The organism is Streptomyces sp. NPDC091209 (assembly GCF_044757755.1).
Classification (GTDB): Bacteria; Actinomycetota; Actinomycetes; order Streptomycetales; family Streptomycetaceae; genus Streptomyces.
Map to the genome: position 1 here is coordinate 172,283 of NZ_JBIVVR010000011.1, position 22,100 is coordinate 194,382.

General features: G+C 71.6%; 20 protein-coding genes and 5 tRNA genes. 9 read left to right on the plus strand and 16 right to left on the minus strand.

The window, feature by feature from the left end:
• The first annotated feature begins 148 nt into the window (after positions 1-148).
• Positions 149-1,987 (plus strand): HSP90 family protein, encoded by a 1,839-nt coding sequence (locus ACIQRL_RS29640; RefSeq protein ID WP_401337261.1) that lies wholly within the window; start codon positions 149-151, stop codon positions 1,985-1,987.
• Positions 1,984-5,157, plus strand: coding sequence for a tetratricopeptide repeat protein (locus ACIQRL_RS29645; protein WP_401337262.1), 3,174 nt, complete (start codon positions 1,984-1,986; stop codon positions 5,155-5,157). Before ACIQRL_RS29640 ends, ACIQRL_RS29645 begins: the two co-directional genes overlap by 4 nt.
• A gap of 127 nt (positions 5,158-5,284) precedes the next feature.
• Here the strand turns inward: ACIQRL_RS29645 and ACIQRL_RS29650 are convergent, their stop codons facing one another.
• Entirely contained in the window at positions 5,285-6,232 is a 948-nt protein-coding gene (locus ACIQRL_RS29650; protein WP_401337264.1) for a LysR family transcriptional regulator, read from the minus strand.
• Between the two features lie 80 nt (positions 6,233-6,312).
• Here ACIQRL_RS29650 and ACIQRL_RS29655 point away from each other — a divergent pair, with 80 nt between their 5' ends.
• On the plus strand, positions 6,313-7,239 hold the full coding sequence (locus tag ACIQRL_RS29655) for a DMT family transporter (RefSeq protein WP_401337265.1): 927 nt from the start codon (positions 6,313-6,315) through the stop codon (positions 7,237-7,239).
• Between the two features lie 24 nt (positions 7,240-7,263).
• On the opposite strand, the gene ACIQRL_RS29660 is transcribed toward ACIQRL_RS29655, so the two are convergent.
• A complete protein-coding gene (locus ACIQRL_RS29660; protein ID WP_401337267.1) occupies positions 7,264-9,189 on the minus strand; it encodes a DAK2 domain-containing protein in 1,926 nt (641 codons plus the stop codon).
• A gap of 257 nt (positions 9,190-9,446) precedes the next feature.
• Between ACIQRL_RS29660 and rpmB the strand changes: the two genes are divergently transcribed.
• Positions 9,447-9,632 carry a 50S ribosomal protein L28 gene (gene rpmB / locus ACIQRL_RS29665; protein ID WP_330307541.1) on the plus strand — a complete coding sequence of 62 codons (186 nt, stop codon included), beginning with the start codon at positions 9,447-9,449 and terminating at the stop codon, positions 9,630-9,632.
• A 351-nt stretch (positions 9,633-9,983) separates the two neighbouring features.
• On the opposite strand, the gene ACIQRL_RS29670 is transcribed toward rpmB, so the two are convergent.
• Positions 9,984-10,949 carry a thiamine-phosphate kinase gene (locus ACIQRL_RS29670; protein ID WP_351123739.1) on the minus strand — a complete coding sequence of 322 codons (966 nt, stop codon included), beginning with the start codon at positions 10,947-10,949 and terminating at the stop codon, positions 9,984-9,986.
• Between the two features lie 206 nt (positions 10,950-11,155).
• On the opposite strand from ACIQRL_RS29670, the gene ACIQRL_RS29675 reads away from it, so the two are divergent.
• On the plus strand, positions 11,156-11,389 hold the full coding sequence (locus tag ACIQRL_RS29675) for an Lrp/AsnC ligand binding domain-containing protein (protein ID WP_328553205.1): 234 nt from the start codon (positions 11,156-11,158) through the stop codon (positions 11,387-11,389).
• A 20-nt stretch (positions 11,390-11,409) separates the two neighbouring features.
• Positions 11,410-11,919: a DUF3515 domain-containing protein gene (locus tag ACIQRL_RS29680; RefSeq protein ID WP_401337270.1), complete on the plus strand. Its 510-nt coding sequence runs from the start codon at positions 11,410-11,412 to the stop codon at positions 11,917-11,919.
• 21 nt (positions 11,920-11,940) lie between these two features.
• On the opposite strand, the gene ACIQRL_RS29685 is transcribed toward ACIQRL_RS29680, so the two are convergent.
• From ACIQRL_RS29685 to ACIQRL_RS29695, 3 genes are all read right to left on the minus strand, one after another.
• Positions 11,941-13,098 carry a D-alanine--D-alanine ligase family protein gene (locus tag ACIQRL_RS29685; RefSeq protein ID WP_401337272.1) on the minus strand — a complete coding sequence of 386 codons (1,158 nt, stop codon included), beginning with the start codon at positions 13,096-13,098 and terminating at the stop codon, positions 11,941-11,943.
• A gap of 117 nt (positions 13,099-13,215) precedes the next feature.
• On the minus strand, positions 13,216-14,226 hold the full coding sequence (locus ACIQRL_RS29690; protein ID WP_401337274.1) for an NAD(P)H-dependent glycerol-3-phosphate dehydrogenase: 1,011 nt from the start codon (positions 14,224-14,226) through the stop codon (positions 13,216-13,218).
• On the minus strand, positions 14,223-14,993 hold the full coding sequence (locus ACIQRL_RS29695) for a lysophospholipid acyltransferase family protein (protein WP_401337276.1): 771 nt from the start codon (positions 14,991-14,993) through the stop codon (positions 14,223-14,225). Before ACIQRL_RS29695 ends, ACIQRL_RS29690 begins: the two co-directional genes overlap by 4 nt.
• 144 nt (positions 14,994-15,137) lie before the next feature.
• On the opposite strand from ACIQRL_RS29695, the gene cofC reads away from it, so the two are divergent.
• Both cofC and ACIQRL_RS29705 read left to right on the plus strand, forming a co-directional pair.
• The gene (gene cofC, locus ACIQRL_RS29700; protein ID WP_401337278.1) at positions 15,138-15,776 is read left to right on the plus strand and encodes a 2-phospho-L-lactate guanylyltransferase; all 639 of its coding nucleotides are present in this window, start codon (positions 15,138-15,140) and stop codon (positions 15,774-15,776) included.
• Positions 15,777-15,909: 133 nt separating this feature from the next.
• Positions 15,910-16,113, plus strand: a complete 204-nt coding sequence (locus ACIQRL_RS29705; protein WP_261708243.1) for a hypothetical protein — start codon at positions 15,910-15,912, stop codon at positions 16,111-16,113.
• Positions 16,114-16,194: 81 nt separating this feature from the next.
• Here the strand turns inward: ACIQRL_RS29705 and ACIQRL_RS29710 are convergent, their stop codons facing one another.
• The 4 genes from ACIQRL_RS29710 to leuC form a co-directional block, all read right to left on the minus strand.
• Positions 16,195-16,830 carry an HU family DNA-binding protein gene (locus tag ACIQRL_RS29710; protein WP_401337280.1) on the minus strand — a complete coding sequence of 212 codons (636 nt, stop codon included), beginning with the start codon at positions 16,828-16,830 and terminating at the stop codon, positions 16,195-16,197.
• A 138-nt stretch (positions 16,831-16,968) separates the two neighbouring features.
• Complete coding sequence (locus ACIQRL_RS29715; RefSeq protein WP_401337282.1) at positions 16,969-17,199, minus strand: hypothetical protein; 231 nt, start codon at positions 17,197-17,199, stop codon at positions 16,969-16,971.
• A 275-nt stretch (positions 17,200-17,474) separates the two neighbouring features.
• Positions 17,475-18,068, minus strand: coding sequence for a 3-isopropylmalate dehydratase small subunit (gene leuD, locus ACIQRL_RS29720; RefSeq protein ID WP_401337284.1), 594 nt, complete (start codon positions 18,066-18,068; stop codon positions 17,475-17,477).
• A 5-nt stretch (positions 18,069-18,073) separates the two neighbouring features.
• Positions 18,074-19,498 (minus strand): 3-isopropylmalate dehydratase large subunit, encoded by a 1,425-nt coding sequence (gene leuC, locus ACIQRL_RS29725; RefSeq protein ID WP_401337286.1) that lies wholly within the window; start codon positions 19,496-19,498, stop codon positions 18,074-18,076.
• A 192-nt stretch (positions 19,499-19,690) separates the two neighbouring features.
• Between leuC and ndgR the strand changes: the two genes are divergently transcribed.
• Positions 19,691-20,407: an IclR family transcriptional regulator NdgR gene (gene ndgR, locus ACIQRL_RS29730; RefSeq protein ID WP_028806673.1), complete on the plus strand. Its 717-nt coding sequence runs from the start codon at positions 19,691-19,693 to the stop codon at positions 20,405-20,407.
• 318 nt (positions 20,408-20,725) lie between these two features.
• On the opposite strand, the gene ACIQRL_RS29735 is transcribed toward ndgR, so the two are convergent.
• The 6 genes from ACIQRL_RS29735 to ACIQRL_RS29760 all read right to left on the minus strand — a co-directional run bounded on the left by ACIQRL_RS29735 (position 20,726) and on the right by ACIQRL_RS29760 (position 22,062).
• Positions 20,726-20,798: transfer RNA gene (locus ACIQRL_RS29735), tRNA-Glu, on the minus strand.
• 29 nt (positions 20,799-20,827) lie between these two features.
• Positions 20,828-20,899: transfer RNA gene (locus tag ACIQRL_RS29740), tRNA-Gln, on the minus strand.
• 15 nt (positions 20,900-20,914) lie between these two features.
• Positions 20,915-20,987, minus strand: a tRNA-Glu gene (locus ACIQRL_RS29745).
• Between the two features lie 62 nt (positions 20,988-21,049).
• Positions 21,050-21,122 (minus strand) — tRNA-Glu (locus ACIQRL_RS29750).
• A gap of 43 nt (positions 21,123-21,165) precedes the next feature.
• Positions 21,166-21,237: transfer RNA gene (locus ACIQRL_RS29755), tRNA-Gln, on the minus strand.
• 90 nt (positions 21,238-21,327) lie between these two features.
• Positions 21,328-22,062 carry an HAD family hydrolase gene (locus tag ACIQRL_RS29760; protein WP_401337288.1) on the minus strand — a complete coding sequence of 245 codons (735 nt, stop codon included), beginning with the start codon at positions 22,060-22,062 and terminating at the stop codon, positions 21,328-21,330.
• Between the last annotated feature and the right edge of the window lie 38 nt (positions 22,063-22,100).

Consider the following 22,100-nt stretch of genomic DNA (forward strand, 5'->3'; position numbering starts at 1 on the left):
ATTGCCGTATACGTCCCGGAAATCCGCTGGTCAGACGGCTCGTTCCGGGCCTAGGATGACGCGCTCCGGCCCTCTTCGCGGTCACCGTCCCCCGGGACCGCCCGACCCCGCGCCGTCGCACGTCCCCCCACCCACCGGCGCAGCGACGATGGAATCCCAGACCTCACAGCCGTCCCAGGCCTCCCCGTCTCCTCATACGTTCCAGGTCGACCTGCGCGGTCTGGTCGACCTCCTCTCCCATCACCTCTACTCCAGTCCCAAGGTCTATCTGCGCGAGCTGCTGCAGAACGCCGTCGACGCGATCACCGCGCGACGCGCCGAGCAGCCGGACGCCCCGGCCACCGTGCGCCTGTACGCCGAGGGTGGCGCCCTGCGCGTGGAGGACTCCGGCATCGGGCTGACCGAGTCCGACGTGCACAGCCTGCTGGCGACCATCGGCCGAAGTTCCAAGCGGAACGACGGCCTGGAGTCGGCGCGTTCGGACTTCCTGGGCCAGTTCGGCATCGGGCTGCTGGCGTGTTTCGTCGTCGCCGAGCGTATCCGGGTGGTCAGCCGCAGCGCCCGGACGCCCGACGCGGCGCCGGTCGAGTGGACGGCGGCCGACGACGGCTCGTACACCGTGCGCACGTTGCCGCACGAGGCGCGCACCGAACCGGGCACCACCGTGTACCTGGTGGCGCGCGCCGGGGCCGGCGAGTGGCTGAGCGAGGAGCGGGTCCGCTCGCTGGCGCGCGACTTCGGGGCGCTGCTGCCGTACGACGTGCGGGTCGGCGACGAGCCGATCGCGGACCTTCCGGCGCCCTGGGACCGGCCCTATCCGAGTCCCGCGGGCCGAAGGGTCGCGCTGGCCCGGCACTGCCACGACCTGTTCGGGTTCACTCCGCTGGACTCGATCGACCTGGACGTGCCGGTCGCCGGGATCCGGGGCGTGGCCTACGTCCTGCCGTCGGCGGTCAGCCCGGCCCAGCGCGCGAGCCATCGCGTGCACCTGAAGGGCATGCTGCTCACCGAGCGGGCCGAACAACTGCTGCCCGACTGGGCGTTCTTCGTGCGCTGCGTCCTCGACACGGACAGTCTGCGGCCCACCGCTTCGCGCGAGTCGCTGTACGAGGACGAGACCCTCGCCGCCGTACGGGAGGCGCTGGGCGAGCGCATCCGGTCCTGGCTGACGGGGCTCGCGGCGGGCGATCCGGAGCGACTGGCCGCGTTCCTGTCGGTGCACCACCTGGGCGTTAAGTCGCTGGCGCGGCACGACGCGGAGATGCTGCGCACGATGCTGCCGTGGCTGCCCTTCGAGACGACCGACGGACGGCTGTCCCTGGAGGAGTTCGCGCAGCGTCACCCGGTGGTGCACTTCACCCGGACCGTGGAGGAGTACCGGCAGGTCGCGCCGATCGCCTCCGCGCAGGGCGTCGGAGTGGTCAACGGCGGCTACACGTACGACAGCGAGCTGATCGAGGCGTTGCCGGCCGTGCGCCCGGGGACGGTCGTCTCGGAGCTGGACGCGGACACCGTGACGGCTCACCTGGACGCGGTGGACCCGGCCGAGGAGCTGGCCCTGTCGGCCTTCCTGGGGGTCGCGCGGGCCAGACTCGACCCGCTGAACTGCGATGTGGTCCTGCGCGCCTTCCACCCCCTGTCGGTGCCGGCCCTGCACCTGGACGACCGGGCGGCCCGCCACGAACAGGCCCGCGCGGAGGCCGAGGAGCAGGCGGACGATCTGTGGGCGGGCATTCTCGGCTCGCTGCGCGGCAGCGCCCCGCGCGCGCGTCTGGTCCTCAACCACCTCAACCCGCTGATCCGCAGGATCAGTTCACTCGGCGATCCGGACCTGATAGGCACCGCGACGGAGTCCCTCTACGGACAGGCCCTGCTGATGTCCCAGCGTCCGCTGCGGCCCGCGGACTCGGCGCTCCTCAACCGTGCCTTCATCGGCCTCCTGGAGTGGGCCACGCACACCGACCCCGGAAGGGACGACCGCCGATGAACCCGGCCATGGACTTCGACACGCTGCGCCGGGCGATGGCGGACAACTACGAGCAGCCGGAGGGGCCCGGCCGCAACGCGCGCGCGGAGCAACTGCTCGTGGAGGCCGAGCGGCTGAACATCCCGCTCGCCGTCATCGAGGCGCTCGGACACCAGCTGAAGGTCTACAGCTACAGCTCCGAGAAGGACAAGAGGTTCGTCCCCTTCGCGCGGCTGCTGCGCATGTGGGACGAACGCCCCGAGGACTTCGACGAGTTCGAGATCCACTCGCTGCACTGGGTCTTCAAGTGGATGTCGGCGGGCATGCTCGACCAGCCGCACGTTCCGCTCGCCTCCATAGAGAAGTGGCTCGGCGAGATGGAGCGGCGCTACCGTCTCGCCGGTCACTCCGAACGAGCCGTGCGCAGTGCCGAGTTCAGCGTCGCCGCCCATCTGGGCGACCTGGAGCGCGCCGAGCGGGCGTACACCGCCTGGATGGCCGCGGACCGTGACTCCATGGCCGACTGCCACGCGTGCGAGCTGCACGGGCAGGGCTGGTGGCGGGCGGTGCGTGGCGCGGACGGGGAGGCGCTGGAGCTGTGGGCGCCGGTACTGGAGGGCCAGTACACGTGCGTCCACGAGCCGCACACCGTCCTCGCGTCCTCCCTGCTGCCGCTGCTGCGCCTGGGGCGGGCCGACGAAGCGCGCGCCCATCATCTGCGGGGTTTCCGGCTGGTGCGGGCCATGGAGAGCATGCGGTCCGCGTACGCGGACCATGTGGAGTTCTGCGCCCTCACCGGCAACGAGGCGCGCGCCCTGGAACTGCTCGCGGAGCGCCCGGCCTACTTCACGGACTCCGGGGACCCGCGCAGCAAGCTGGACTTCATGGCGGTGGTGGCGCTCACGATGGACCGGCTGACCGCCCTCGGGCTCGGCGCGCAGCCGGTTCCCGGGCCCGCGGGGCGTGGCTGGACGGCGGCGGAACTCGCCGTCCACGCGCGCGGGGAGGCGCTCGCGCTGGCCGCGCGGTTCGACGACCGCAACGGCACGTCGTACGTCAGCGAACGCGCCGTCGCGCGCATGGACCAGCCCGCGCTCGTGGACCGGCTGCCGCTGGGCGTGCGATCCACGCGCCCGGCGCGCACCGGACTTCCCGTTCCGTCGACGGCCCCCGCTCCCGTGCCGCAGGCCGTGACCGAGGACGCCGTACCCGATCTGGACGCGCTGCTCGCCGAGGCCCGGCGGCTCTCGGCGCGGCGGAACCCGGACGCGGTGGAGGCGTGGGCGGCGGTGTCGCGCGCCGCCGAGGGCCAGGAGCTGCAGGTCCGCGACCGCGCGGAGATCGCCGATCACGCGGCGATGGGCCGAGGGCCGCAGGGCGCCGACCTCTTCCTCCACGCGGCCGAGCTGTACGCCGAGGCGGGCGACCCCGGCGAGGCGCTGGCGGCGCGTTCCCGCGCCGCGTACGTCCGGGCGCTGTCCGGCGGGGCCGCGGAGGCCCTGGGCACCGTCGCGGAGCTGCGCGAGCGGGTGCTGGTCCTCTTCGCGGAGGGCGGGACCGGGGTGTCGCAGACGGCGTCCGTGCTGGTGGGACGGGCGCGGACGCTGATGCATCGGGTGGACGAGCTGGAGGCGGGTGCGGAGGACGGGCAGCCGCTCGCCGACACCGGCTCCGCTTCCGGCACCGACTTCGGTTCCGAGGGCGAGGTCATGGTCGCCGCGGAGGAGGCCGCGCGGGAGCTGCTGGCCCTCGCGGAGCCGCATGCCGGGGACGACGTGGCACTGGCGTCGCGGGCCGCGGAGGCGTACGCGATGCTCGGGGAGCTCGCGGCCCGGGCCGACGACGCCGAAGGAGCCGCCGAATTCCTCTCGCGCGCCGTCGACGGGTTCGTGGCGGCCGGACTCCCGTGGTTCGCCGTCGAGTACGACTCCCGGCTCGCCGGGATCGCGATGCACCTCGGCGACACCGAGGCGGCCGAGCGGGCGACACGCGCGGCGCTGGACCACGGAGGGTCCCACCTGGAGCCGGCCGGCCACGCGCAGCTGCATCTCCGGCTCGCCGAGACACTCGCCGCGACCGGGCGGTTCGGCCCCGCCTCGGAGCACGCCCTGGAGGCCGCGCACTGGGCCGACGAGGCGGGAGAGGCCGCCACCTTCGGTGCCTGGGCGCGCCACCAGCTCGGTGGTTTCCTGGTCCGGCGGGGGCGGTGGGCGGAGGCCGCCGAGATCCTGGAGTCGGCGCTGCCGGATCTGACCGGCGAGATGCACGGCGACGGCGTGATCGTGCAGACGCGCTGGTGGCTCGGCGACTGCCTCACCGAGCTCGGCGGGCACCGCGAGGCCGCCGAGCACTGGCTTCGTGCCGCCGACATCGCCCGGCACTGGCCCGAGCAGCGCGACCACGCGACGCTCGCGCACCTCGCGGCCGAGGCCCTCGGGCACGCCGGGATGACCGCCCAGGCGGATCAGGCGTACGCCCGCGCGGGCGACCTCTGGCGCGAAATGGGCAACGTCCACGGGCTGGTCCGGGCGCTCCGGGCACGCGCCTGGGGCGCGGCCATGCGGGACGGGCGGCTCGACGGGGCGCGGGAGCTGATGGGCGCGGCGGTCCAGGAGTGCGAGTCCGCGATGGAGGGCTGGGCGGCTGCACCGGTCTCGCCGGGCTCGCCGGTGGGCGAACCCTCGGGCGCGCCGGACGGCTCCGCCGCTTCCGGGGCCGAAGCGGGCTCCGGCACCGAGTCCGAAGTCGAAGCCGAATCCGGAATCGGACTCGGACTCGGACTCGGACTCGGACTCGGACTCGGCGATGGGCTCGGAGACGAGGAGGCGCGGCGCCGTATCGTCGCCGAACTCGGGCACACCCACCGTCAGTTCGGGGATCTGGTGGCCCGTTCCGTGCCGAACGACGCGGAGGAGGGCGCTTCGCGGGACGCGTTCGAGGAGGCCGTCGAACACCTCACCCGGGCGATCTCCGTGTTCGCCTCCCTCGGGGACGCCCTGCTCGACGCCCGGACGGGCGCCGAGTTGGCGGCCGGCTGGCTGGAGGCCGACCTGGGGCGGCACGACGCCGCCACGGCACGCGCGCGCACGGTCCTCGCCGCGTGCGAGCGGCTGGACGGGGAGGTCGCCGAGGCCCGGCGGGCCGACGCCGAGAGGATGCTCACGCTGGTGGAGAAGGCCGGCAAGGCCTGACCGGTGCCGAGGCGCGGGATCCCCGCGCCTCGGGGTCGGGTCCCTGCGCCTCGGCCAACCCGGGTGTCGCGGACCGCTGCGCGGGTCTCACCGGCGGATGGCGGAGCTCACCGGCGGATGGCGGGGCTCACCTAGGACCGGTGGCGGGAGTTGTCCCGGCGGCGTCGGAAGCCGCCGCGTCGCCGCCGCGGATCGCCTCCGCCGCGCGGCGCAGTTCGTCGAGCACCGTCCGTACGGCCTTGCGTGCCACGCGTTCGGGACGGTGGAGCACGTCGATGCGCCGTATGGCGTGGACCCCGCTGAGCGGTCTGAGGACCAGGGCGGGATGCGCGGGCGTGGTCCAGCGGGGCATCAGGGCGAGCCCGCCGCCCGCGGCGACGGTCTCCGCGACGACCGCGAACTCGTTGATGCGGTGGACGATGTCGAGCCGCCGGTTCGCGGCCGTCGCGATGGCGTCGATGGTGGCCATCAGCGGAAATCCGTCGTGCACGGTGATCCAGGGCAGGTCCGCGACATCACGCGGGGTCAGCCGCTCCGCGCGGGCCAGCGGGTGGTCGGCCGGCATGGCGACGTCGAGCGGTTCGCGCAGCAGCGTGGTCGCGGTGACGGTGCGCGGCCAGGGCTGCGCGTGCGCGAGGTGATGGGCGAGCACGAGGTCGTAGTCCCGCGTCAGCCGGGGAAAGTGGTCCTGTGCCACGTCCTCGTCGGCGAGCGAGAGGCGTGGCGCCCGCGGGTCCCGGCCGCGCAGCAGGACCGGGAAGAAGGTGGCGGCCGCGCTGTGGAAGGCGGCCACCGACACGTCTCCGGCCGGCTCGTCGACGAACTCGTCCACGGAGTGCCGCGCCCGGGCGAGGGCACTCTCCACCTCGATCGCCGCGCCGGCCAGCGCCCGCCCGGCGTCCGTCAGCACCAGCCGTCGTCCGTCGCGTTCGGTGAGCGGGACGGGGATCGAGCGTTGCAGCAGCCGCAAGTGCTGCGAGATGGCCGAGGGGGTCATCAGCAGCGCCTCCGCCACGGCGGTGACACTGCCCAGCTCACCGAGTTCACGAAGGATCCGCAACTGCCGCTCGTTCATCCGCGCATTGTAGTGATGCTTAAAAGACGGTGAAGAACTTGGCTCTGGGCTTCAGAGTCGGGGTGGGAGAGCGTGTGGGCGTGTCCCGAGTCCGCAGCACCGACACGGTGCTTCTCCTTGTCGCCGCCGTCTGGGGTTCCAGTTATCTGGCCGCCAAGACAGCCACTTCGGCGCTCCCCGTCCTCCTCGTCCTGTTCGTGCGGTACGGCATCTCGGCCGCCGCCTGTGTCGCCCTCCTCGCCGCCCGGCGCCGGACGAGGCGCTGCACGCGTGACGAACTCCGTGTCGGATCGGTCCTGGGGATCACCCAGGCCGCGGTCCTGGTCCTGGAGACGTACGGTGTCGCGCACACCAGCGCGGCCAACGCGGGCCTGATCATCAGCCTCACCGTCGTCCTCACCCCGCTGCTGGACCGCGCGTCCGGCGCGGCGGGGCTGCCGCTTCGCTACTTCGCCGCCACCGGCCTGTGTCTGCTGGCCGTCGGGCTCCTGGTGTCCGGCAGCGGTTTCCACTCACCCCGGAGCGGTGACCTGCTGATCCTCGCCGCCGCGCTGGTCCGCGCGGCCCACGTGGCGCTCGTCGGGCGGCTCACGGCCCGCCGCACCGTACGGCCGCTGCACGTCACCGCCGTCCAGACGGTCGTCGGCACCGCCCTGTTCGCGGTGCCCGTCGCCGGCACCCTTCCGACGCTGGGCGGGGTCGATGCCGCGGGCTGGGCGCGGCTTCTCTATCTCGCCCTGTTCTGCAGCGTGTTCGCCTTCCTCGCCCAGACCTGGGCGGTGCAGCGCGGTTCCGCCAGCCGGGCCAGTCTGCTGCTGGGCACCGAGCCGGTCTGGGCCGTCGCGGTCGGCATCGGCCTGGGCGGCGAACGCCTCACAGCCCTGACCGCCCTCGGCGCCGTGCTCATGGTCGCCGGGACCTACTGGGGGCAGGCCGTCGAACGCGCCCACCGGACGGCCGTACGCGGGGAGTCCTCCCCGCGGGACACGCTTCCCGTGGGCGTCTGATCGCCCCGGGCGGGTCTCCCGCCGCTACTCGACCCCGATCAGCAGCAGCGCGCCCTGGCGCCCGCCCCGGTACACCACGGTGTCCACCGCGAGGTACGACTCCCGTACCCGGGACTCCAGATGCGCGGCGATGGTCTCGGGGGCCTCGTCGCCCAGGACGAGGGTGACCATCTCACCGCCCGCCGAGAGCATGCGGTCGAGGACGGTCTCGGCCGTGGTGGTGAGGTCGGCCCCGATGACGGCGACGTCGCCGTCGATCAGGCCGAGGACGTCCCCGGCCTGGCAGATCCCGGCCATGGTCCAGGACTGCCGCTCGGCGACGGCGACCTCGGCATAGCGGGTGGCGCCGGCCGCCGAGGTCATCGCGACGACGTCCTCGTCGAAGCGGCGCTCCGGTTCGTGCACGGCCAGCGCGGCGATGCCCTGGACGGCGGAGCGGGTCGGGATCAGCGCGACCCGGACGCCCTCGGCGCGGGCCTGTTCGGCGGCCGCCGCCGCGGTGTGCCGCAGATCGGCGTCGTTGGGCAGCAGCACCACCTCGCGCGCGTGGGCCCGCCGTACGGCCTCCACGAGCTCCCCGCTGGCCGGCGGCTCCCCCGGCCGGGCCAGCACGGTGGTCGCCCCTGCCTCCGTGTACAGCCCGGCCAGCCCCTCGCCCGGCACGACGGCCACCACGGCTCGCTGCGCCCGTTCCCGGGGCGGACGCCCGACCCCGGCTCCGGTGTGCACGTCACCGAGCCCGAAGTGGGTGATCCGGATGCGGTACGGCCGCCCCGCCTCGACGCCCGCCTCGACGGCCGCGCCCGCGTCGTCGACGTGCACGTGGACGTTCCACAGCCCGTCGCCGCCGACCACCACGAGGGAGTCGCCGAGTCCGTCGAGCCGGGCCCGGAGACGGTCCACGGCGGCGTCCTCCGCCTCCAGGAGGTAGATCACCTCGAAGGCGGGATGACCGTCCTCCGCCACCCCGTCCGCGCAGGTGCCCGCCACGTCGGCCACTCCGCCCTCCGGCACGTCCGGCCGATCGGCCCCGTACCCGCGCGGACCGGAGGGCCCGCCTGCACCGGCTCCACCGGTTCCAGCGGCTCCGGGACGGGTGTCCGAGGGGTCGACGGTTCCGGGCGCCGGGATGACGGCCGTACCGGCCGCGCCCCTGGCGCCGGGAACGGTCTCCTTCCCCGGTTCATGGCGGGCGGCAGCCCCCGCGGGTGTCCTCGGGGCCTCCCCCGTGAACGTCTCCACCAGGGCCGCGAGCACCGCCACCAGTCCTCGCCCGCCCGCGTCGACCACACCGGCCCGCTCCAGGACGGCGAGCTGGCGGGTGGTCGCGGTGAGCGCCGCGCTCGCTCCCTCGTACGCCGCGAGCGCGACCGTGCCGCAGTCCCCGTCGGCGCCGGATGCGGCGTCGGCGGCGGCGGAGGCGACCGTGAGGACCGTGCCCTCGACGGGGTGCGCGACGGCCTCGCGGGCGGAATCGGCGGCGTTCCGCAGGGCGAGGCGCATGCTCCCGCCGTCGGTGTGAGCCCTCTCACCGTCGGCGGCGAGCACCTGTGCCATGCCGCGCAGAAGCTGGGCGAGGATGGTTCCGGAGTTGCCACGGGCCCCGATCAGGGCTCCGTGCGCCATGGCCCGAGCGGCGTCGGCGAGGGAGACACCGCTCCCTCCGGCGGCCCCGGGCGCTCGGGCGGTCCCTGTTCCGCCGGCCGCCCCGTTCCCTCCGTCGGCCTCGGACGCCGGAGCGGCCACCGCCTCGTACCCCGCGAACACCGCCTCGACCGCCGCCGCCGCCGACTCCACCGTCAGATACAGGTTCGTCCCGGTGTCCCCGTCCGCGACCGGGTAGACATTGATCGCGTCGATCTCCTCGCGCGCGCGGCCCAGGGCCTCCAGCGCGAGCCCGCACCAGGTGCGCACCGCGAGAGCATCGAATGTCTGCGGCACCTGCGGCACCTGCGCCTCCTTGAGCTGCTGGACGTGGGACGCAGCGTAGACCCAGAAAGGGTTACTGCCGGTAGTGGGCCCCGAGGTGGGCGCAGTGGCAACCGGCAGGTCATGGTAGTTTCGTTCTCCGGACGCAGTCGTTGTATGCTGCTCCAGTTGCCCGATCCGATCGGGCCATCCCCTGGCACCGCCACTCAGATCCTAGATCTTGATTCTCGGCATGCCGGGATCAACCGTAAGTGCATCTGAAGTCTTTGGAGTGACCCGTGGCTGCCAACTGCGACGTCTGCGGCAAGGGGCCGGGCTTCGGCAACAACATCTCGCACTCGCACCGCCGTACACCGCGTCGCTGGAACCCCAACATCCAGCGCGTTCGTACCGTGGTGAGCGGGACGCCGAAGCGCGTGAACGCTTGCACCTCGTGCATCAAGGCCGGCAAGGTCACGCGCTGACAACCGCTAGCGCGCGGCCACTGCTGGTACGTCTGCACTGAACCCGTCCACCTCACGGTGGGCGGGTTTTTTGCTGCCCTCGTGCGTCACACCTCGTGCGTCACACCGCGTGCGCCCAGCGGGACCGTCCGCGCCCGTGGACCAGGGGCCGGATCCACCACGGGCCGGCCCCACACTCATGATCGACCGGGGCGCGGGTAACTCGGGCACGGTCCGGAGCAGTTCCACGGCGATCCGCCCAGCGGGCCGACGGCCCGCGTCATTTCATTCTCCGGACCCCGAAGTCCATCCCTCGGACGGCACGTTGGGCGGCACCGCTGGGCGCCGGAGTCACGCCCCGGCGCCGCGGCCTCAGGACTCGATGTCCCCGAAGTGGTCCCAGCCGCCCTTGCTCGTCCAGGGCGCACCGTCCACGGTGACCTGGGGCAGGGCCGACGGATTGAGGACCTCACCGATCACCTTCCAGCGCGCGGGCAGCTTCACGTCCGGCGGGAAGGTCGCGACGATCGCGTGATCCTCGCCACCGGTGAGCACCCACTGGATGGGGTCGACCCCGACGGCCTGCCCGATGTCGTTCATCTGGGAGGGGATGTCGATGTCCCCGGAGCGGACGTCGATGCGCACCTTGCTCGCCTCGGCGATGTGTCCGAGGTCGGCGATCAGGCCGTCGCTGACGTCCGTCATCGAGGTCGCGCCGAGCCCGGCGGCGGCCGGACCCGCGTGGTACGGCGGCTCGGGCCGGCGATGGGCCTCGACGAAGGCGCGCGGCGAGCGGAAGCCCCGGGAGAGCACCGCGAACCCGGCCGCGGACCAGCCCAGCCAGCCGGTCACGGCGACGACGTCGCCGGGCTGCGCGCCGCCCCGGGTGACCGGCTCGTGGTTGCGCAGATCACCGAGCGCGGTGATCGCGATCGTGATGGTCTCGCCCCGTACGACATCCCCGCCGACCACGGCCGCCCCCGCGACCTGGCACTCGTCACGCAGCCCGTCCATCAGCTCGGAGGGCCAGGTGGCCGGGAGCTCGGCGGGCACGACCAGGCCGAGCAGCAACGCGGTCGGGACGGCGCCCATCGCGGCGATGTCGGCGAGGTTCTGTGCCGCCGCCTTGCGGCCGACGTCGTACGCCGTGGACCAGTCGCGGCGGAAGTGCCGTCCCTCGAGGAGGATGTCGGTGCTCGCCACGACCCTGCGGTCCGGCGCTGCCACCACCGCGGCGTCGTCGCCGGGACCGACCCGGACCGCCGGGGTGGTGGTGAGACGCGAGGTGAGCTCTCGGATGAGCCCGAACTCCCCCAACTCGCCCACGGTGCCCTTCATGATCGTCGTGCTCCCTCTGTCGCTGCCCGTGCCCGGTCGCGAGCCGTCTGAGTACTCGGTACGGTCGAGTTGACCGTCAACTTGCGCAGTCCCTCCACCCCGGCGCGCGAGCCCCAGTCACCGCGGGTCTCCCCGCGGCGAGCGGCAACGCGATACCGTGGCGTTCCTTTTCCCCACATGATCCTCGTGGCCGCCCTGGAGGTTCCGTGGTACAGGCGTACATCCTGATCCAGACGGAGGTCGGCAAAGCGTCGACCGTCGCCGAGACGATCAGCAAGATCCCGGGGGTGATCACGGCCGAGGACGTGACAGGACCGTACGACGTGATCGTGCGCGCCCAGGCCGACACCGTCGACGACCTGGGTCGCATGGTGGTCGCCAAGGTCCAGCAAGTGGACGGCATCACCCGCACCCTGACCTGCCCGGTCGTGCACCTGTAGCCCCCGTCTACCCTTGGCCGGTGAACTCCTTCCGTCACCGGCACACCGCTCTCCTCGGGCCGCCCGCTCTCGCGGCGCTGATCGCGATCGCGGGCTGCTCCTCAGCAGACGACAGCGCGTCCGTCGCGGTTCCGAGCCCGGACACGAAGGTCACCGAGCTGTGCCAGAACCTGGACAAGGTGCTGCCGCGGACAGTGGACGGCCAGAGCCGTGAGGACCCGGAGCCCCGGTCCGCGCTGACCGCGGGCTGGGGAAGCCCGGCGATCATACTGCGCTGCGGTGTCGAACGGCCTCCGAAGATGGTCGACCCGAAGGTGGCGACGGGCGACGACCCGAAGGCGGTCGGCGGAGGTGTGAACGGCGTCGACTGGCTGATGGAGAAGCAGGACGACGGGACGACCCGCCTCACCACCGCTTCGCGTCTGGCGTACGTCCAGGTCACGGTGCCCGGAAGTGTCGATGTCTCCGGGGTGCTCGTCGACCTGGCCGCATCCGTCAAGAAGGCGATCCCCAAGGGGATCGCCGACTGACACCGTGGTCCCGCGGGATGCTCAGCGCAGTCCCGTGGACCGCCGCAGCGCCGCCTGGATCAGGCGGTCGACGAGCTCCTGGTAACCGACGCCCGTCTCCCGCCACATGCGCGGGTACATGGAGATCGGCGTGAAGCCCGGCATCGTGTTGATCTCGTTGATCACGAACTCGCCGTCCTCGGTGAGGAAGAAGTCCGCGCGGACCAGGCCCTCGCAGGAGGCCGCTTCGAAGGCCTCGACGGCCAGCCGGCGGACCTCGGCGGTCTGCTCCTCGGTGAGCGGCGCGGGCACGATCCCGTCGGCCGCGTCGATGTACTTGGCCTCGAAGTCGTAGAACGCGTGCGACTGCACGGGCGGGATCTCGGCCGGGACCGAGGCGCGCGGCCCGTCCTCGAACTCCAGGACGCCGCACTCGATCTCGCGGCCGCGCAGCAGCGCCTCCACGATGATCTTCGGGTCGTGCCGCTGGGCCTCCGCGATGGCCTCGTCGAGGCCCGAGAGGTCGTCGACCTTGGTGATGCCGAACGAGGAACCCGCGCGCGCGGGCTTCACGAAGAGCGGCCAGCCGTGCTCACCCGCGAAGTCGACGATCTTCTTGCGGGCGGCGGACTCGTCCTGCTGCCACTCGCGCGGCCGGATCACCACGTACGGGCCCACCTTCAGGCCGAACGAGGTGAACACCCGCTTCATGTAGTCCTTGTCCTGGCCGACGGCCGAGGCGAGCACGCCCGAGCCGACATAGGGGACGCCGGACAGTTCGAGGAGGCCCTGGAGGGTGCCGTCCTCGCCGTACGGGCCGTGCAGCATGGGGAAGACGACGTCGACCTCGCCGAGCGCCTTGGGGACCGAACCGGGTGCGTTGTAGACGACCTCGCGGTTGGCCGGGTCGACGGGGAGCACCACGCCGCCCTCGCTGGACTCGGCGAGCTGCTCGACGCTGGGCTGCTTGCGGTCGACGATCGCCATGCGTTCCGGCTCGTCCGCGGTGAGCGCCCAACGGCCGTCCTGGGTGATGCCGATCGGCAGTACGTCGTACTTCGTACGGTCGATGGCGCTGAGGACGGCGCCGGCCGTGACCACGGAGATCCCGTGTTCGGAGCTGCGGCCGCCGAACACGACGGCCACGCGCGGCTTGCGAGGCGGCTGCTCAGGGTTCTGGGAGAGGTTCTCGGTGCTCATATCGGGTTGAGAGTACCCGGTGGTACGGCGCTGAGTCAGCGCCCCACGGCGGCCGTTGCTCAGCGTCGCACCCACCGTTGCGGAGCGTCGCCCACCTGGGGGTTCGGCCTGGCCGGTTCAGCGGCGTTCGGACTTGGCGCTGCGCGACATCAGCTCCTTGAGGGCGACCACCGGGGGCTTGCCCTCGTGGACGATGCTGACGACCGTCTCGGTGATCGGCATGTCGACGCCGTGCCTGCGGGCCAGATCCAGGACGGACTCACAGGACTTGACGCCCTCCGCGGTCTGCCGGGTGACCGCGATGGTCTCCTGGAGGGTCATTCCCCTGCCGAGGTTGATGCCGAAGGTGTGGTTGCGGGAGAGCGGCGAGGAGCAGGTCGCGGCGAGGTCGCCGAGGCCGGCGAGGCCGGAGAACGTCATCGGGTCCGCGCCCATGACGAGCCCGAGCCGGGTGGTCTCGGCCAGGCCGCGGGTGATCAGCGAGCCCTTGGCGTTGTCGCCCAGACCCATGCCGTCGGCGATGCCGACGGCGAGACCGATCACGTTCTTGACGGCGCCGCCGAGTTCGCAGCCCACCACGTCGGTGTTCGTGTACGGGCGGAAGTACGGCGTGTGGCTGGCGGTCTGGATGCGCCGGGCCACCGCCTCGTCGCGGCAGGCGACGACCGCGGCGGCGGGCATCCGCTGCGCGATCTCCTTGGCGAGGTTGGGTCCGGTGACCACGGCGACGCGGTCCGCGGAGACCTTGGCGACCTCCTCGATGACCTCGCTCATCCGCTTCACGGTGCCGAGTTCGACGCCCTTCATGAGCGAGACGAGCACGGTGTCCGGGGCGAGCAGCGGCACCCATTCCGCGAGGTTCCCGCGCAGGGTCTGGGAGGGCACGGCGAGCACGGTGAAGTCGGCGTCGCGCGCGGCCTCGGCCGGGTCGGCGGTGGCCCGCAGGTTCTCGGGGAGTTCGATCCCCGGGAGGTAGTCCGGGTTCATCCGCGTGGAGTTGACCGCGTCGGCGAGTTCGGGACGGCGCGCCCACAGGGTGACGTCGCACCCCGCGTCGGCGAGCACCATGCCGAAGGCCGTACCCCACGATCCGGTCCCGAAGACGGCCGCCCTGACCGGCTTGCTCACGTGCCCTGCCCTTCTTCCTGTTGTGCTTTGCCCTTGGCCGCGGCCTTGCGGCGCTGCGCGATACGCACCTCGCGCGGGTCGTACACGTTCTCGGGCGCCTTCTCGCCGCGGATCAGCTCCAGCTGCGCGGTGACGGCGGCCATGATGACCTCGGTGGCCTCCTTCAGGAGGTCCGGGTTCATCTCCCTGTCGTAGAAGCGCGAGAGGTCCACCGGCGGCCCCGCGAGCACGTGGTGGGTCTTGCGCGGAAGGACGTTGGGCTTCTTGGCATAGGGGGGCAGCAGTTCGTTGGCGCCCCACTGGGCGACCGGGATCACCGGGCACTTGGTCTGCAGGGCGACCCTGGCCGCACCGGTCTTGCCGGTCATCGGCCAGCCGTCGGGGTCACGGGTGAGCGTGCCCTCGGGGTAGAACGCGACGCACTCGCCGCGGTCCACGGCGTCGATCGCGGCCCGGAAGGCGCTCAGCGCGTCGGTGCTCTCGCGGTAGACGGGAATCTGTCCGGTGCCCCGCATCGCGGCACCGACGAATCCCTTCTTGAAAAGACCGGCCTTCGCCAGGAAGCGCGGAACACGCCCGGTGTTGTACTGGTAGTGCGCATACGCGAACGGGTCCACGTGGGAATTGTGGTTCACCGCGGTGATAAATCCGCCCTCGGCCGGAATGTTCTCCATTCCTTGCCAGTCCCGCTTGATCAGAACCACCAGCGGCGGTTTGCAGAGAACCGCTGCGAAGCGGTACCAGAAGCCGATTCTGCGGCGGGGCACGCGGACACCTTCCTCTAGAGCCTGGGGGGCCGCACAAGTGTCGCCCGAGGCCGCCTGTCTGTCGAGAACACCGTACGCCCCGGCGCCCGGACCGCCAGGGTGACCGGGTCACAATAGGGCGTGACTGGAGAGGGCGGAGCGCTCGTGCGGTGGACCTTGGTCGTACCCCTCAAACCTTTGGCGCGGGCCAAGAGCAGGCTGGCGGACACCGCCTCCGACGTACTGCGCCCCGGCCTCGCCCTGGCGTTCGCGCAGGACACCGTGGCGGCGGCGCTGGCCTGCGCCGCGGTACGGGATGTGGCGGTCGTCACGGGCGACGCGCTGGCCGGGCGGGAGTTGTCCGCGCTGGGCGCCCACATCGTCGCGGACGAGCCGGGAGGGGGTCTCAACGCGGCGCTGGCGCACGGCGCGGGGGTCGTACGGGCCCGGGATCCCGAAAGCGCGGTTGCGGCCCTGAACGCCGATCTGCCCGCTCTGCGGCCTTTGGAATTGGCCCGGGTACTGGCCGCCGCCGGTGAATTCCCCCGCGCTTTTCTGGCCGATGCCGCCGCAATCGGCACCACTCTCCTGGCCGCTTCCCCGGGCATGCAATTGCTCCCCGCTTTCGGCGGCGATTCCCGGGCCCGTCATCGCGCCTCGGGAGCCGCGGAACTCCGTCTCGACGCGGTGGATTCCGTACGCCAGGACGTGGACACCCGGGACGATCTGCGGGCGGCGCTGACCCTCGGCGTGGGGCCGCGCACGGCCGCAGCGGCGGCGCGCCTGCTGATTCCCGGGCAGTAGCCGGCGGCAGGACCGGGCCGGGGGTCCGCGCGCCGATTCGGGGGCCGTGCGGGCCGATTCGGGGTCCGTGCGGCCGGGCGATCCCGCGTCCCTCGCACGGCGCCCCGCGCGGCGGGGTCAGTAGGCTGCCCCCATGCAGGCGACCTCGTACACGTACGACCCCGAGACCCGCAGCGGACAGGTGCTGCTCGACGACGGCACTCCGGTGCCCTTCGACGGGCCGGCGTTCGACGCCGGCGGGCTGCGGCTGCTGCGGCCGGGCCAGCGTGTGCGGATCGAGACCGAGGGCGAGGGCGCGGAGCGCCGGATCACCCTGATCACGCTGCAGACGTTCTGACGCAGACATTCTGAACGTGCCGCGGGCCGGGCTCCCGGTGGGAGCCCGGCCCGGCGCGTGAGGTGCCCCTGCGCCCGGCTTCTAGCGGGCGGTGGCCTTCTTGGCGGTGGTCTTGCGAGCCGTCGACTTCTTGGCGGGGGCCTTCTTGGCGGTGGCCTTCGTCGCCGGGGTCGTCTTGGCCGCGGTCTTCTTGGCGGTGGTCGTCTTGGCCGCGGTCTTCTTCGCGGCGGCCGTCTTCGCCGTCGTCTTCTTCGCCGCCGTCTTCTTCACGGCGGCCGTGGTCTTCTTCGCGACCGTCTTCTTCGCCGTGGTCTTCCTGACCGCCGCCTTCTTGGCGGTGGTGGCCTTCTTGGCCGCGGCCTTCTTCACCGTCGCGGAAGCTCCGCCGGAGAGGCTGCCCTTCGGGGCCTTCTTGACCGCGACATCGTTCTTCGGGAGCTTCTTCGAACCGCTCACCAGGTCCTTGAAGCCCTGGCCGGCACGGAAGCGCGGCACGGAGGTCTTCTTGACCCGAACACGCTCACCGGTCTGCGGGTTGCGGGCGTAGCGAGCCGGACGGTCGACCTTCTCGAAGGAACCGAAGCCGGTGACCGAGACCCGGTCTCCGCCGACAACCGCACGGACGATGGCGTCCAGTACCGCGTCGACCGCGTCGGCGGCCTGCTGACGCCCGCCGACCTTGTCGGCAATCGCTTCTACGAGCTGCGCCTTGTTCACGTCTTCCCCTTCGGAGACATTGCCCGAACGAATGCGTTCAAGCTTTTTCGCACGTTAGGCAGATATATACCGCAAATCAAACACGAAACGGGCTAATCACCCTTGTGCCGCAACGAACTCGGGCCGCAGCGAAGTCCGTCAGCGTTCCTCTTCGAGGAATCGGCCCTCGTCGAGGTCGTTGGTGAACCGCTCCAGACGCCTTGCCGCATCGGCGAGATCGTGCTTGGCCGCGGCCGTAATGACCAGCAGCTTCCGGGTCAGCGCCATCCGTACGCCCTCCGGGACTTGCAGTGCGCGCACTCTTGTGTGCGCTTCCTTGAGTTGGGCGGCGACTGCCGTGTAGAGCTCGAGTTGGCCGTCACCTTCCATGCACAGATTGTGCCATCTGGGGCGAGTTGTCGCCTGCGCAGGGGGTAACTGCCGCCCCCCGGAAGCCTCCTGACCACCCTGGCCGGAAGTCGCCCCTGCGTGCGCATACCCAGGCAACCTCCCTTGTAACTAAGGGAGTTGACATGGTTCTCAAGGGCACGCGGGACCTGTCCGGAAGCGGAAACAGCTGTACCCCCAACCGTCCACGATTGGGGGTACAGAGGGGTGTTGCGGTGGCTGAAATCCGTCTTGACCCGGCCGCGACGGCCGGGAGGTCAGACCTGCAGCGTCTTCGGCTTGTGCGACGGCCGCTTGGCCTCGTACGCCGCGATGTCGCCCTCGTTCTGGAGGGTGATGGAGATGTCGTCCAGCCCGTTCAGCAGCCGCCAGCGGGCGTTCTCGTCGAGCTCGAAGGCCGCGGTGATGCCCTCGGCGCGCACCTCACGCGCCTCCAGGTCCACCGTGATCTCGGCCTCGGGGTCCCGCTCCGAGAGCTCCTGGAGCGCGTCCACGATCTTCTGCTCCAGAACCACCGTGAGCAGGCCGTTCTTGAGTGAGTTGCCGCGGAAGATGTCGGCGAAACGGGACGAGATGACGGCCTTGAAGCCGTAGTTCTGGAGCGCCCAGACGGCGTGCTCGCGGGAGGACCCCGTACCGAAGTCGGGGCCTGCCACCAGAACAGTGGCGCCCTTGCGCTCGGGCTGGTTGAGGATGAAGGACGCGTCCTTGCGCCAGGCCTCGAAGAGACCGTCCTCGAAACCGTCCCTGGTCACCTTCTTGAGCCAGTGGGCGGGGATGATCTGGTCGGTGTCGACGTTGCTGCGGCGCAGCGGGACGGCCCGGCCGGTGTGCGTGGTGAATGCTTCCATGGCTCTCAGACTCCAGCGGGCACAGGGGCGTCGGACAGGTCGGCCGGGGCGGCCAGGCGGCCGGCGACCGCCGAGGCGGCGGCGACCTCGGGCGAGACCAGGTGCGTACGGCCGCCCTTGCCCTGCCTGCCCTCGAAGTTGCGGTTCGAGGTGGAGGCGGAGCGCTCACCGGGGGCGAGCTGGTCGGGGTTCATGCCCAGACACATCGAGCAGCCCGCGTGCCGCCACTCGGCGCCGGCCTCCTTGAAGACCACGTCCAGGCCCTCGGAAACGGCCTGCAGACCGACCCGCGCGGAACCGGGGACGACCAGCATCCGTACGCCGTCGGCGACTTTGCGGCCCTCGACGACCGCGGCGGCCGCACGCAGGTCCTCGATACGGCCGTTGGTGCACGAACCTACGAAGACCGTGTCGACCTTGATGTCACGCAGCGGCTGTCCGGCGGTCAACCCCATGTATTCCAGGGCCTTTTCGGCGGCCATGCGCTCCGAAGCGTCTTCGTACGAAGCCGGGTCGGGGACGTTCGCCGAAAGCGGCGCGCCCTGGCCGGGGTTGGTGCCCCAGGTGACGAACGGCGACAGGGAGGCGGCGTCGATGACGACCTCCGCGTCGAATTCGGCGTCGTCGTCGGACTTCAGGGTCTTCCAGTACGCGACCGCGGCGTCCCACTCCTCGCCCTCGGGGGCGTGCGCACGGCCCTTGAGGTACGCGAAGGCGGTCTCGTCGGGGGCGATCATGCCCGCGCGGGCGCCGGCCTCGATCGACATGTTGCAGATGGTCATCCGGGCCTCCATCGAGAGCTTCTCGATGGCGGAGCCGCGGTATTCCAGGATGTAGCCCTGGCCGCCGCCGGTACCGATCTTGGCGATGATCGCCAGGATCAGGTCCTTGGCGCTGACGCCGTCGGGCAGCTCGCCCTCGACCGTGATGGCCATGGTCTTCGGGCGGGCCAGCGGCAGCGTCTGGGTGGCCAGCACATGCTCGACCTGCGAGGTGCCGATGCCGAACGCCAGGGCGCCGAAGGCACCGTGCGTGGAGGTGTGGGAGTCACCGCAGACCACCGTGGTGCCCGGCTGGGTCAGACCCAGCTGCGGTCCCACCACGTGCACCACGCCCTGCTCGACGTCGCCCAGCGAGTGCAGCCGCACGCCGAACTCGGCGGCGTTCTTGCGCAGCGTCTCCAGCTGGACCCGGGAGACCGGGTCCGCGATGGGCTTGTCGATGTCGAGGGTCGGGGTGTTGTGGTCCTCGGTGGCGATGGTGAGGTCGAGGCGGCGCACCGGGCGTCCCGCCTGACGCAGACCGTCGAAGGCCTGCGGGCTGGTCACCTCGTGCAGCAGGTGCAGATCGATGAAGAGGAGGTCGGGTTCGCCATCGGCGCGCCGGACGACATGGTCGTCCCAGACCTTCTCCGCGAGTGTCCTACCCATCGCTTTCCCTCCGGCCGGCTTGTGTGGCGCCGGCCCAACTAGAGATTTCCGGGGCGGTTGAACGTCCGTACCCCTCGTACCGGACGTCGTCCGCCGGGCCCGTTGGTTCGCGGGCCGCTGTGTCTACAAGGGTGGCGCGTTCCACCGGAAATTGAACTTGCGTTTCACAGAGTGAGACGCGAATATCGTTTCATGGACAACAGTAGCGGCGTCGGCGTTCTGGACAAGGCAGCCCTTGTCCTGAGCGCTCTGGAGTCCGGTCCGGCCACCCTCGCGGGCCTGGTCGCGGCGACCGGACTGGCACGACCCACGGCACATCGCCTCGCCGTGGCACTTGAACACCACCGCATGGTGGCGCGCGACATGCAGGGCCGTTTCATTCTCGGACCCCGGCTCGCCGAACTGGCGGCAGCGGCGGGTGAGGATCGTCTCCTCGCGACGGCGGGCCCGGTGCTCACGCATCTGCGGGACATCACGGGCGAGAGCGCGCAGCTCTACCGCCGCCAGGGCGACATGCGCATCTGCGTCGCCGCGGCCGAGCGGCTGTCCGGTCTGCGGGACACCGTCCCGGTCGGCTCCACCCTGACCATGAAGGCGGGTTCCTCCGCGCAGATCCTGATGGCCTGGGAAGAGCCGGAGCGGCTGCACCGCGGTCTGCAGGGCGCCCGCTTCACCGCCACCGCCCTGTCGGGGGTACGGCGCCGGGGCTGGGCCCAGTCGATCGGTGAGCGCGAGCCGGGCGTGGCGTCCGTCTCCGCGCCGGTCCGCGGTCCCTCGAACCGGGTCGTGGCCGCCGTCTCGGTCTCCGGACCGATCGAGCGTCTGACCCGTCACCCGGGCCGTATGCACGCCCAGGCCGTCATCGACGCCGCAGGCCGCCTCTCCGAGGCCCTGCGCCGCACCGGCTGAACCTTCGCTCCACCGCTCCACTCCCGCGCGTGACGGGACGGGCCGGCCTCAACGCCGCGGCAGGCCCTCCCCGAAGCGCACGTCCCGTACGCGGGGTGTGCCGGCCCCCGAGGCCCGGCGCACCCCGCGCCGTCCTGTCCGGCGTGACCGAACTCATGACGGTGTACGCCGAGTTGATCTCCGGCCGGCGCGGGCGAAGCCGGTCCCCGGCCGACAGCCGGTGCGGGCGAAGCCGGTCTCGACGGCCGGCGCGGCACGGGAACGCGTCCGGGAACGCCGAAAGGGCCCCCACCGAAGTGGAGACCCTTTCGGACCGTGTACCCCCGACCGGATTCGAACCGGCGCTACTGCCGTGAGAGGGCAGCGTGCTAGGCCGCTACACAACGGGGGCCTGAATCGTGCGTTTCCGCAGATCAGAAGCTGGGCTACCAGGACTCGAACCTAGAATGACGGTACCAGAAACCGTAGTGTTGCCAATTACACCATAGCCCATGGTGGTTGAGACCGTACCCCCGACCGGATTCGAACCGGCGCTACTGCCGTGAGAGGGCAGCGTGCTAGGCCGCTACACAACGGGGGCCCTAGCGATCCTGCATGAGGGGCAGCGGGTGCGACCCGAACTGCCTCCCTGGGAAGGATCTGTACCCCCGACCGGATTCGAACCGGCGCTACTGCCGTGAGAGGGCAGCGTGCTAGGCCGCTACACAACGGGGGCGTTGCGGATCTGGATCTCCGCGTGTGCAGATGAGCTCTGCGAGCTGGCCTACCAGGACTCGAACCTAGAATGACGGTACCAGAAACCGTAGTGTTGCCAATTACACCATAGGCCACTGAAACGCAACCCCACAAGGGGATTTTGTTTTAGCTAGCTCCTCCGGGCTCCGGCCTTTCGGCCCGCTCCCGGCGGCGCAGAAGGAACATTACCCGAAGGTGGACCACGCTCCAAAACGGGTATCCGAGCCGAGGACCGCGGGCAACTCGGCCAGCGAGTGGATGCGACGCGGACCCGTCCCCCCGACGGCGCCGGCGGTGTGAGCGCCGCCACGGTCGATCCAGACCGAGAGCAGACCCGCGTCGGCCGCGCCCTGTCCGTCGATCTCCGGATGGTCCCCGACGTAGGCGACCCGGTGCGGCGGCAGACCCAGGGCGTCGCAGGCCGCGTGGAAGGCCTCCGCGGCGGGTTTGGAGACGCCCAGCTCGGCGGCGCACAGGATCGCCTCGAAGCGGTCGTGCACGCCGAGGACGCGCAGCTTGCGGTCCTGCACGAGGAGGCTGGAGTTGGACAGGACGGCGTGCCGGTGGCTGGCGCCGAGCGCGTCCAGGGCGGGCAGGACGTCCGGGAAGAGGGTCCAGGCGCATTCGTAGTGCGTGATGTACCGGTCGAACCACGCGTCGGCCTCGGTGTCGCTCAGCGGCTTCCCCAGGAACACCCGGACGCGTTCACGGCGCTGGCCCGGCCAGTCCGTCTCGCCTGCCGAGTACCTCGCCCACTGAGCGTCGGTGACCTCCCGCCAGCGCGCGAGGGCCTGCTCGACGGGCGTACGGCCGTCGAGCAGGCCCTCGGCCGCGAGATGGTCCCGCATGCCCGCCCGGTCCGCGGCGGTGTAGTCGAAGAGCGTGTCGTCGATGTCCCAGACCACGGCGTCGATGCCCATGGACCGACCGTATCCCCGGGCGCGGCCCGCTGTCCCCC

Coding starts and splice junctions, on each gene's coding strand:
- ACIQRL_RS29640 (WP_401337261.1), top strand. CDS start 149: ATGGAATCCCAGACCTCACAGCCGTCCCAGGCCTCCCCGTCTCCTCAT.
- ACIQRL_RS29645 (WP_401337262.1), top strand. CDS start 1,984: ATGAACCCGGCCATGGACTTCGACACGCTGCGCCGGGCGATGGCGGAC.
- ACIQRL_RS29650 (WP_401337264.1), bottom strand. CDS start 6,232: ATGAACGAGCGGCAGTTGCGGATCCTTCGTGAACTCGGTGAGCTGGGC.
- ACIQRL_RS29670 (WP_351123739.1), bottom strand. CDS start 10,949: ATGAAGGGCACCGTGGGCGAGTTGGGGGAGTTCGGGCTCATCCGAGAG.
- ACIQRL_RS29685 (WP_401337272.1), bottom strand. CDS start 13,098: ATGAGCACCGAGAACCTCTCCCAGAACCCTGAGCAGCCGCCTCGCAAG.
- ACIQRL_RS29705 (WP_261708243.1), top strand. CDS start 15,910: ATGCAGGCGACCTCGTACACGTACGACCCCGAGACCCGCAGCGGACAG.
- ACIQRL_RS29715 (WP_401337282.1), bottom strand. CDS start 17,199: ATGGAAGGTGACGGCCAACTCGAGCTCTACACGGCAGTCGCCGCCCAA.
- leuD (WP_401337284.1), bottom strand. CDS start 18,068: ATGGAAGCATTCACCACGCACACCGGCCGGGCCGTCCCGCTGCGCCGC.
- leuC (WP_401337286.1), bottom strand. CDS start 19,498: ATGGGTAGGACACTCGCGGAGAAGGTCTGGGACGACCATGTCGTCCGG.
- ndgR (WP_028806673.1), top strand. CDS start 19,691: ATGGACAACAGTAGCGGCGTCGGCGTTCTGGACAAGGCAGCCCTTGTC.
- ACIQRL_RS29760 (WP_401337288.1), bottom strand. CDS start 22,062: ATGGGCATCGACGCCGTGGTCTGGGACATCGACGACACGCTCTTCGAC.